The 8,990-nt window shown below is 70.9% G+C and carries 7 protein-coding genes, 1 tRNA gene and 4 pseudogenes; 4 read left to right on the top strand and 8 right to left on the bottom strand.

All coding sequences use genetic code 11. From position 1 onward, the window contains the following. Positions 1-79 precede the first annotated feature (79 nt). Positions 80-2,036 (bottom strand): annotated as a pseudogene (locus tag GJ632_RS15710) (DUF2298 domain-containing protein). Positions 2,037-2,213: 177 nt separating this feature from the next. Here GJ632_RS15710 and GJ632_RS15705 point away from each other — a divergent pair. The 4 genes from GJ632_RS15705 (at position 2,214) to GJ632_RS15690 (ending at position 4,107) form a co-directional block, all read left to right on the top strand. Further along, positions 2,214-3,008 (top strand): glycosyltransferase, encoded by a 795-nt coding sequence (locus GJ632_RS15705; RefSeq protein ID WP_191453445.1) that lies wholly within the window; start codon positions 2,214-2,216, stop codon positions 3,006-3,008. Continuing rightward, a complete protein-coding gene (locus GJ632_RS15700) occupies positions 3,005-3,457 on the top strand; it encodes a GtrA family protein (RefSeq protein WP_089805050.1) in 453 nt (150 codons plus the stop codon). Before GJ632_RS15705 ends, GJ632_RS15700 begins: the two co-directional genes overlap by 4 nt. Before the next feature lie 70 nt (positions 3,458-3,527). After that, positions 3,528-3,602: transfer RNA gene (locus GJ632_RS15695), tRNA-Met, on the top strand. 262 nt (positions 3,603-3,864) lie between these two features. Next, positions 3,865-4,107, top strand: coding sequence for a hypothetical protein (locus GJ632_RS15690; RefSeq protein ID WP_191453444.1), 243 nt, complete (start codon positions 3,865-3,867; stop codon positions 4,105-4,107). Between the two features lie 29 nt (positions 4,108-4,136). Here the strand turns inward: GJ632_RS15690 and GJ632_RS15685 are convergent, their stop codons facing one another. The 7 genes and pseudogenes from GJ632_RS15685 to GJ632_RS15660 all read right to left on the bottom strand — a co-directional run. Further along, positions 4,137-4,556 carry a Rieske 2Fe-2S domain-containing protein gene (locus GJ632_RS15685; RefSeq protein WP_089805053.1) on the bottom strand — a complete coding sequence of 140 codons (420 nt, stop codon included), beginning with the start codon at positions 4,554-4,556 and terminating at the stop codon, positions 4,137-4,139. Positions 4,557-4,621: 65 nt separating this feature from the next. Next, positions 4,622-5,598, bottom strand: a pseudogene (locus GJ632_RS15680) (aminotransferase class IV). After that, positions 5,591-6,178 carry an aminodeoxychorismate/anthranilate synthase component II gene (locus GJ632_RS15675; protein WP_191453443.1) on the bottom strand — a complete coding sequence of 196 codons (588 nt, stop codon included), beginning with the start codon at positions 6,176-6,178 and terminating at the stop codon, positions 5,591-5,593. The pseudogene GJ632_RS15680 and the gene GJ632_RS15675 overlap by 8 nt, the downstream one beginning before the upstream one ends. Positions 6,179-6,263: 85 nt before the next feature. Next, a pseudogene (locus tag GJ632_RS15670) lies at positions 6,264-7,787 on the bottom strand (anthranilate synthase component I family protein); the annotation flags it as partial. A gap of 60 nt (positions 7,788-7,847) precedes the next feature. Continuing rightward, the gene (locus GJ632_RS23970) at positions 7,848-8,000 is read right to left on the bottom strand and encodes a helix-hairpin-helix domain-containing protein (protein WP_343161211.1); all 153 of its coding nucleotides are present in this window, start codon (positions 7,998-8,000) and stop codon (positions 7,848-7,850) included. Between the two features lie 5 nt (positions 8,001-8,005). Continuing rightward, complete coding sequence (locus GJ632_RS23965; protein ID WP_231751600.1) at positions 8,006-8,767, bottom strand: hypothetical protein; 762 nt, start codon at positions 8,765-8,767, stop codon at positions 8,006-8,008. A gap of 52 nt (positions 8,768-8,819) precedes the next feature. Further along, positions 8,820-8,990, bottom strand: a pseudogene (locus GJ632_RS15660) (shikimate dehydrogenase); the annotation flags it as partial.

Here is an 8,990-nt window from a genome sequence, read left to right as displayed (position 1 = left end):
CCGTCCGTCCCCGACGCGTAGAAACTCGTCCCGGGCGCTTCGAGGAGGACGGGCGTCCCCTCGCGTTCGTCCAGCCAATCTATCGCCTCGGCGTACTCGGGGTGTGACGTCTCCACGAACTGCGTCGCGTCGAGCGTCGTCCCGCCGGGCGGCCCCCGTTCGACGTGGTTACCGACGGCGACGACGCCGTAGACGCCCGTCGAGGCGACGAGGAGGCAGGCGAAGGCGACGGCGGCCACGCGGCGCCACGACCGGCCGCCGGCGCGTCGGTGGCGACGGACGGGGCGGCGTCGCGCACACGCGCGGTGACCCGTGCGGCCGTCGGGACGCCCCGAATCAGGCCGGGGACGGCCACGCCCATCGCCGTCGCCCACAGCACCCACACCTGCATGTACGTCTTGAACACGGTGTTCATTCGGCCGGGGCCGGCCTGTTCGTTGAGGTAGACGAGTTCGACCAGCGTGACGAGTCCGGCACCCGCGACGATGAGGACCGTCTCGTAGCCGACGGGCCGGTCCGAGCGGAGGGCGACCCAGCCGAACACGAGGAGGGGCACCGAGACGGCGAGGGCGGCCAGTCCGACGTCGAGGCCGACGTACGCGGCGGCGAGGAGGCCGACGACGAGGTACACCGGACGGCGGACGCGGAGGCGCGAGAGGAGGTACGCGCCGAAGGCGGCGACGAACGCGCCGTGGACGAGGAGGAGGCCGCCGAGACTGCTCCGCATCTCGGGCCCCAGCAGTTCGACGGTTCGTTCGCTGCCGCTGACGGCCGTCCCGAGGAAGAAGGGCGCGGCGACGGCGAGGGCGACGACGACGCCCGTGACGGTGACGCCGAGGGCGACGACGACGCGCGTCAGTTCCTCGGCGAGTCGAGAGCGCGCCGCGAGTCGGTCGCCGGCGTCGGCGAGTCCGGGGACGAGCGTCCACGGTGCGGCGGGGGCGAACACCACCGCAAGGGTGCCGAGAGCGAGGACGCTGGGGAAACTCCACGTGTTGTGTATCGCCTGCCAGCCCGCGACGACGGGGAGCGTCGAGAGGAGGAGGCGACGCCGGCGAACGTCGGCTTCGGGCGCCGGTAGTAGGCGTAGCCGACGGCGGCCGCGAGGAGGAGGAACGGCGTCCCCGTCATGTGGGCGTGCAGGTCGCCGTTCAGCCACGCGAACAGGGGGAACTCGTTGATGGTGCCGGGGATGACCCGCGAGGCGTCCCAGTAGGAGAACGCCGCGGCGCCCTCCAGAATCCCCGAGACGGTGTAGTCCGTGCGCGCGGCGACCATCTGCGCGACCGGTCGCCGCAGGCCCTCGGGGAGGAACACCAGCGCGAACCGACCCGCGGTGACGAGGTTGCTGGCGAACCCGACGAAGAACGCCGCGAACCCGCCGCTGACCCGTCGCGAGAGGCCGTGGTCCTCGCCCACCGTCGCGGCGAGTTCGAAGGCGGCCGTCACCAGCGTGGCGTAGAACCCCGCCAGCGCGAGGTTGTAGGCGAACCGCGTCGGCGTCGCCGTCAGCCACGCGAACAGCGTCGTCACGAGGTGGCCGCCGTAGTAGTACTTCACCGCCTCGCCCGCGAACCAGAGGTCCTCCGGCGGGAGCGTCGCGCGCGCCGAAGGCTCTTCAGGAGCCCGAAGTCGAGGAACTTCTCGCCCGCGACGGGGAAGACGCCGGGGTCGAACGCGCGGACGACGAGGAGGAACGCGAACGAGAGGCCGAACACCACGGCGGCGTCGCCGACGGCGCGCCGCGGCACGTCGACGCCGAGTTCGAGGCGACCCGCGCGGAGGGCGTCGTGGTCGGCGGCCGCGAGGGCGGACGCGGCGAGGAGGACGACGACGCCCGCCAGCAACGCCGGGAGGCCGAACGCGACCTGTCCCACCCAGTAGGCGGGCACCGTGAGCACCAGCGTCGCGGCGGGGACGGCGAGGCCCGCACCCCGGCCGCGCGCCCCCGGGAGGAGGCGCGCGACGAGGGGGAACCCGGCGGCGAAGAGGGCGGCGTAGAGGACCAACCAGCGAAGGACGAGGGCGTACTCCATTCTCTACGGGAGGCACCGTAGCCGGGCGGCATACGTCTTATGATGCGGTATCCGCGTCCGCCGCCGGCGACTGAGACCGCCGCGTCGTCGTCGGATTGCCGCCGCCGGCGTCGGCGTTTCCGCCGGTCCGAGACGCGAGCGATTCGTTTTTTATCCTCCCTCTCGGTACTCCACCCAATGACTCGCTCCGTCGGTATCGTGGTCCCGGCTTACCGACCGGACCTCGAACGTCTCGCCGACTACGTCGCGGCACTCCGGTCGGCGCTCTCGCCTGCGGTCGTCCGAATCGAACTCGACGCGCCGCGCCCCGACGCCCTCGAACGCCTCGCGGACGTGCCGGCGACGGTGAACGCCGTCGACGCCCGACGCGGCAAGGGCGCGGCCATCACCGCGGGGTTCGAGGCGATAGCGGACGACGTGGACGTGCTGGCGTTCGCCGACGCGGACGGGAGCACGCCCGCGCCGTCGTTGGCGTCCGTGGTCGAACCGGTCGTCGAGGGCGACGCGGACCTCTCCGTGGGGTCGCGACGCCACCCGGCGGCCGACATCGCGTCGCACCAGACGTTCGCGCGGCGACGCCTCGGCGACGGCTTCGCGTGGATGGCGCGCCGCCTCCTCGACGAACAGCTCTACGACTACCAGTGCGGCGCGAAAGCGCTCACGACGACGGCGTGGCGGTCGATCCGCCCGCACCTCTACGAGGCCGGGTTCGCGTGGGACATCGAACTCATCGCCGTTGCCGGCGCACTCGGGGAACGCATCGTCGAGGTGCCGGTCCGCTGGGAGGACCGCCCCGGTTCGACCGTCTCCACCGTCGACACGTCGTACCGACTCGCTCGCGCGCTGTTCAGTTCGCGCCACCGCGCGCGCCTCATCAAAGAGCACAGCCTCCACACGTTCATCGAATCGACGCGGGACCACGAACCCGCGCTCGTGGACCGACTGGGTGAGACGGCCGAGACTCCCGAATGAGCAACAGCAGACTCACAGCCCTCCTCTCCGGCGTCCGCTTCGGGAAGTTCGCCTCCGTGGGAGCCGTCGGCGCGGTGTTCGACGTGACGACGACGACGGCGCTCATCGTCCTGTTCGACGTGCTGAACGAGTACGCCAAACTCGCCGGCGCGGAGGTGGCCATCGTCGTGATGTTCTTCATCAACGAGCACTGGACGTTCGCCGACGCGGGGACGGCCGAGGGAGTCCTCCCGACGCTTCGGCGACTCCTCACCTCGAACGTCGTCAGAAGCGGTGGCCTCGCCGTCCAGTTCCTCGTCGTCCGCGCGTTCCGCGAGGCCGGGTTCTCCTATCTCGTCCTCGGGTTCGACGTCTGGGAGTTGCTGCCGATTCCGCTCGCCATCGGGGCGTCGATGCTCCTGAACTACGTCGCCGAGAGCGTGTTCACGTGGCGCATCGCCGGGGCGTGAGTCGAGGTGGAAACTACCACACGGCGGTCGAATCACAACCCTTAACCGTAACCCACGGTTTCGTTGATGTAGCGGGATGGGATAGCCAGGAGATTCCGCCGGGCTCATAACCCGGAGATCGGTAGTTCAAATCTACCTCCCGCTACTTCTCTCCGACAGTCACCTTCCAAGCGCCGAGTCTTGTCTCGCGCGACAGCTTGACTGTCGGTGTGAGTGGCTCCGAGTAGATTTGAACTGAGGAACGGAGCGAGCGTCAGCGAGCGAAGTGACGTAGTTCAAATCTACCTCCCGCGATGGTTTTGCCGAACTCGACCTCTGAGCGAGGCGTCTCGTCGCCGAGTGACGGCGAGTTCGGAATCGTGTCGCCGACGAGTAACGTTTATCCTCCCGACCCGCGTCGGTCCGCCGTGTCCGACGCCCTCCAGAAGGTCCGTACCCGCCTCGCGTGGAACTGGGACGAGTGGAACCATCCCCTGAGAGCGATGCTCTTGGTGCCGGTCTTCACGCTCCTCGGCGGCCTCGGGAGCATCCTCCTCCAGACCGAACTCGTACACCGCGGGTACGACGCCCTCCCGGGCGGCTTACTGGGTGCGGTGTTCTCACTCGGCGGACTGTGCCTCGGGTTGGTCGTCCTCGCGCTACTGGACTGAGGCGTCCCGGAGACGACCGGAACCGGTTTTCAACTGCCGGTGAAGTCGATCCGACTGCCCGACGACAGGTCGTCGTCGCCGGACCCGCCGAGTCCCTCGAACGCGAACGCGTCGTCGGTCAGGTAGACGTCGCCCTCCTCGACGGTCACGTCGAACGTCGAGAGGATCGACCCCTCGCAGGGGCCGAAGTCGCAGTACCCCGTGTCGCGTTGGAACGTCGCGCCGTGCTTCTGGCAGACCAGTTCGCCGTTTCTGACGTACGCCCCGGACCCCTTGTCGAGGCGGACGTCGGTCCAGTGCGGGCAGGCGTTCTCGAAGGCGACGATGGCCCCGTCGTCGAGTTTCGTGAGGATAGCTTCGACCGTTTCCGACCCGTTCCGGAGCGTGAAGAGCACCGTCCCGTCCGACGGCACCTCGTCGGCGGCGACGATGCGTCGCGCGTCGTCCATACCCCGCGTAAGGGGGTGGGCGGTTCAAAGGTAGCGGTATCGGCGGACGCTGCGCCTCGCCTCCCTCAGTCGCCGTAGTGCGCCCGTTCCACGCGGGCGTCGAACAGGCGCGAGAGGAGCGTCGTCACCGGACCTCCGGGGGACGAGGTCCCCCGTGCCTCCGACCCCGAGGGCTCGGAGACGCCGCCGAGTTCGATGCCGTCCACCGCGGCGACGGGGCGGAGTTCCCACGTCGTGTTCGTGACGAACGCCTCCGTCGCCTCGCGCAGGTCGTCCGGGCGGTAGCGACCTTCTCGGACCGGAATCCCCTCCTCGCGGGCGATGTCCAGCACCTCGGCGCGGGTGACGCCCGGCAGGACCGGGCCTTCGAGACTCGGCGTGCAGAGGGCGTCGTCGCGGACGAAGAAGAGGTTGCTCGTCGCGCCCTCGGCGAGGTGGCCGTCGTCGTCGAGCATCACCGCCTCGTCGGCGTCGCTGACGCGGAGTTCCAGACGGGCGAGGATGCCGTTCAGGTAGTTGTGCGTCTTCGCCCGCGCGGGAATCGCCCGGTCGGGGACGCGCCGCGTCTTCACCGTCTGCAACGTCGCCGGCGCGTCCCACACGGGGTCGCTCCCTCGGCCGCCGCGGGGCAGGGGTTTCACCTGCACGACGACGGTCGGGTCCACCTCGGGGTCCGGGGTCAGCTTCCCCGGTTGGACGCCGCGCGTCACGGAGAGTTTGACGTAGGCGTCCGAGAGGCCGTTCGCCGCCAGCGTCTCGTCCACGCGGCGCTTCAGGTCGGCGTCCGACAGTCCATGGTCGAGTTGCAGGACGCCGGCGCCTCGGCGAGGCGGTTCGCGTGCGCCTCCCAGCGGAACACCTCGCCGCCGTAGGCGCGGAGCGTCTCGAACAGGGCGTCGCCGTACGCGAACCCCCTGTCGCGCACGTTCACCGTCGCCTCGGACGCGGGGACGAGTTCGCCGTCCACGTGGAACAGGAGTCGGTCTCCGTCTCCGCTCTCGCCGGCGGCGGCGTCGCCGGCCGAGTCACCGCCGTCAGTCATCGTCGCCCCCGCAGGCCGCGACGAAGTTCTCGACGATTCGCTTCCCGCCGTCGGTGAGGATGCTCTCGGGGTGGAACTGGACGCCGACGTGCGGTCTGTCGCGGCGACGGACGCCCATCACGACGCGCCGGTCGTCGTCGGTCCACGCCGTCTCGACCAGTTCGTCGGGGACGTCCGCGCGTTCGACGGCCAGCGAGTGGTAGCGGCCCACCTCGAACCGGTCGGGGAGGCCGGCGAACACGCCCTCGCCGTCGTGGCGTATCTCGGACGGCTTGCCGTGGACGACGTCCGGGGCGTGGCCGACGGGCGCGCCGAGGGCCGCACAGAGCGCCTGATGGCCGAGACAGACGCCGAGCGTCGGGTACGAGAGGTCGCGGAACACCGGGACGGAGACGCCCGCGTCCGCCGGCGTGCCGGGGCCGGGCGAGACGACGACGCCGTCGGGGTCCAGTTCGCGGATTCCCGCCACGTCGACGGCGTCGTTGCGGCGGACGACCACCCCGTCCGCGAACTCGCCGACGTACTGGACGAGGTTGTACGCGAACGAGTCGTAGTTGTCCACGACGAGGACGGTGGTCATTCCGCACCTCCCGTGGGAGCGCCTCGCTCTCGGTCCCCGTCCGCGTCGCCGTCACCGACGACCCGCATCCCGCGCCCTCCGCGGCGAGTGCCTCGTCGACGGCGTTCACGAGGGCGCGGCCCTTCGCCATCGTCTCGTCGTACTCGGCGTCGGGGTCCGAGTCGTGGACGACGCCCGCGCCGACACGGAGGTGGTACTCCTCGCCGACGCGGACGAGCGTCCGGATGACGATGTTGAGCGTCGCCCGGTCGTCGAAGCCGAACGCGGCGATGCTCCCCGTGTAGGGCCCGCGGCGGGTCGATTCGACCTCGTCGATGAGTTCCATGGTGCGCGGTTTCGGCGCGCCGGTGATGGTGCCGCCGGGGAAGACGGCCGCCACCGCGTCGGCGACGGAGACGTCCGGGCGGCGACGGCCCGCCACGACGCTGACGAGGTGCATCACCTCCGAGTAGCGGTCCACGCGGCGGTACTCGGACACCTCGACGCTGCCGTACTCGCTCACCTTCCCGAGGTCGTTGCGTTCGAGGTCCACCAGCATCGCGTGTTCGGCGCGCTCCTTCTCGTCGGTCGTCAGGTCGCGTTCCAGTTCGGCGTCCTCGGCGTCGGTCGCCCCGCGCGGCCGCGTCCCGGCGATGGGTTCGGTGACGAGTCGGTCGCCCGCGACGTGGACGAGCAGTTCCGGACTCGCGCTCACGAGGTCCGCCTCGGGGAACTCCACCAGCCCGGAGTACGGCGCGGGGTTCACCCGTCTGAGGGCGTCGTAGGCCGCGACGGGGTGGACGACGGCGGGAGCGACCAGACGCTGCGAGACGTTCGCCTGGAACGTGTCGCCGTCGCGGACGGACCGCTTGATTCGCTCGACGCGGTCACGGAACGCCGCGCGGCCGCAGTCGCTCTCGAACGTCGCTTCGTCGCCCGCGACGGGCGGGTCCGGAACGCTCGAATCGCCGGCCACGGCCCGGTCGGCCAGTTCGCGCGCCCGTTCGACGGCGCGGTCGTACAGGTCGTCGAGTCGCCCGTCGGCCGGGTCGTCGCAGCCGTCGGGGACCGTCGGACACGCCGTCACGCGGAGCGTCGTCGCCTCCTCGTCCCGCGGTTCCTCCCACGCCGCGACGCGGTCGAACAGTCCCAGCCGGAGGTGCGGGAGGTTCCGGTCGTCGGCCGCCAGCGACGGCAGCGATTCGAGTTCGCGCGCCACGTCGTAGGAGAGCCACCCGAACAGGCCGCAGGGGTACGGCACCTCGACGCCCGTCTCGCCGCGGACCAGCGACTCCGCGTCGAGGGCGGCGTCGAGCGTCGAGAGCGACGGCGACGCCGCCGCGGTCGGCCCTCTTCCCTCGTCACCGTCGGCCACCGTCTCCGCGTCGGGGCCGACGCGGATTCGCTCCACGGGGTCGACGCCGAAGTAGCCCCACCCCGACTGGCCGCCGGTCGTCTCCAGGAAGAAGCCGTCGCCGTCGTCGTCGCGGGCGCGGCGGTACGCGTCGAACGGGTCGTCGACCGTGCGGTGGAGTTCGACGGGGACCCGCGCACCCGCGGGGGCGTCCGCGGCGGCGGCGCGGAACGTCTCCCGTCGGGTGACGACGCTCGGCGCGGACGAGTCGGTCATGTCCAGAGGTACGCGGGTACGGAGTAAACGGTTTCGCGTTCGCGGCAGGTGGAGCCGTCTCTACGCGTCGTCGGTCGCGCGGTCGATCCACCGCTGGACGCGCTTCTCGGAGACGTCTATCTCCTCGGCGAGCGACTCGGCGTCGGCGTCTGCCAGGTCGACCACCGTCTCGACGCCGGCGTCGGCGAGGCGTTCGGCGTAGGCCGGTCCGATGCCCTTCAGGTTCTCGACCGGTTCGCCGGCGGCACCGCCGTCGTCGGCCGTCTCGTCGGCACCCTCGCTCTCGTCCGTCTCGGGTTCACCCTCGGCACCGGTCGCCTCCTCTCCGGTCGGTGGCTGTCCGGCGGCCTCCGCGGGTTCGGCCCGTTCGGTCGGTTCGTCGGCGTTCTCCTCGTCCACGAGCGACTCGGTGGACGCGGCGGCGTCCGTCTCGGCGGCGACGGACTCCTCGGACGTCTCCTCCGCGCCGTCGGCCGCCTCGGCGTCGGCCTCGACCTCCTCGACGGACGACGTCTCGCCGACGCTTCGGCGGGTTCGGCGGCCTCTGCGGGTTCGGTATCGTCGTCCACCATGGAGTCCGTGGACGCGGCCGACTCCGCCTCGCCCGTCGCGGCCGCCTCGTCCTCGGCGGCCGTCTCGCTCTCGGCGGCCGTCTCGCCGTCGTCGCCGGCGGGTTCGGCCTCCTCGATGACGTCTTCGGTGCCCGCATCCTCGCCGACGCCGCCGTCGTCGACGCCTTCGACCGCCTCGCCGGGTTCGCGACCCGCTTCTTCGTCCACCAGCGTTTCCGTCGACGCCGCCGCGTCCGTCTCCTCGGAGACGGGTTCTTTCACGGCGGATTCGGACTCCGTATCGACCTCCTCTCGCGTGTCCCGTTCGACGGAGACGCGGGTTTCTCGCTGAGACGACGCGGTAGAAGACCCTTCGTCGCGGCCGAGAAGCGACCGCAGCGACGACTTAATCGAGTCGAATATGCCCATTGTGTTCCCGTATGAACGCCGATTATTTAAAAATCGTTACCTCGCCGTCTCTTCATTCGAGGGCGGCGCGAAGCGCGTCGTTCATGGCGTCGGACGGGCGCGTCCCGCCCCGTCCACCGTTCGAACGCCTCGACGCCCTGGAACAGGAGCATCCACGCGCCGTCAATCGCCGTCGCCCCGGCGGCCGCCGCGTCGCGGAGGAGGCGCGTCTCGATGGGGGAGT

This window comes from Halogeometricum sp. CBA1124, assembly GCF_009741955.1.
Taxonomy (GTDB): Archaea; Halobacteriota; Halobacteria; order Halobacteriales; family Haloferacaceae; genus Halogeometricum; species Halogeometricum rufum.
This window is presented reverse-complemented; position numbering and strand designations above follow the sequence as displayed.

Bases quoted from the DNA above. Each gene is read 5' to 3' on its own strand.
- GJ632_RS15700 (WP_089805050.1), top strand. From the start codon at position 3,005: ATGAGCAACAGCAGACTCACAGCCCTCCTCTCCGGCGTCCGCTTCGGG.
- GJ632_RS15705 (WP_191453445.1), top strand. From the start codon at position 2,214: ATGACTCGCTCCGTCGGTATCGTGGTCCCGGCTTACCGACCGGACCTC.
- GJ632_RS15675 (WP_191453443.1), bottom strand. From the start codon at position 6,178: ATGACCACCGTCCTCGTCGTGGACAACTACGACTCGTTCGCGTACAAC.
- GJ632_RS23965 (WP_231751600.1), bottom strand. From the start codon at position 8,767: ATGGGCATATTCGACTCGATTAAGTCGTCGCTGCGGTCGCTTCTCGGC.
- GJ632_RS15685 (WP_089805053.1), bottom strand. From the start codon at position 4,556: ATGGACGACGCGCGACGCATCGTCGCCGCCGACGAGGTGCCGTCGGAC.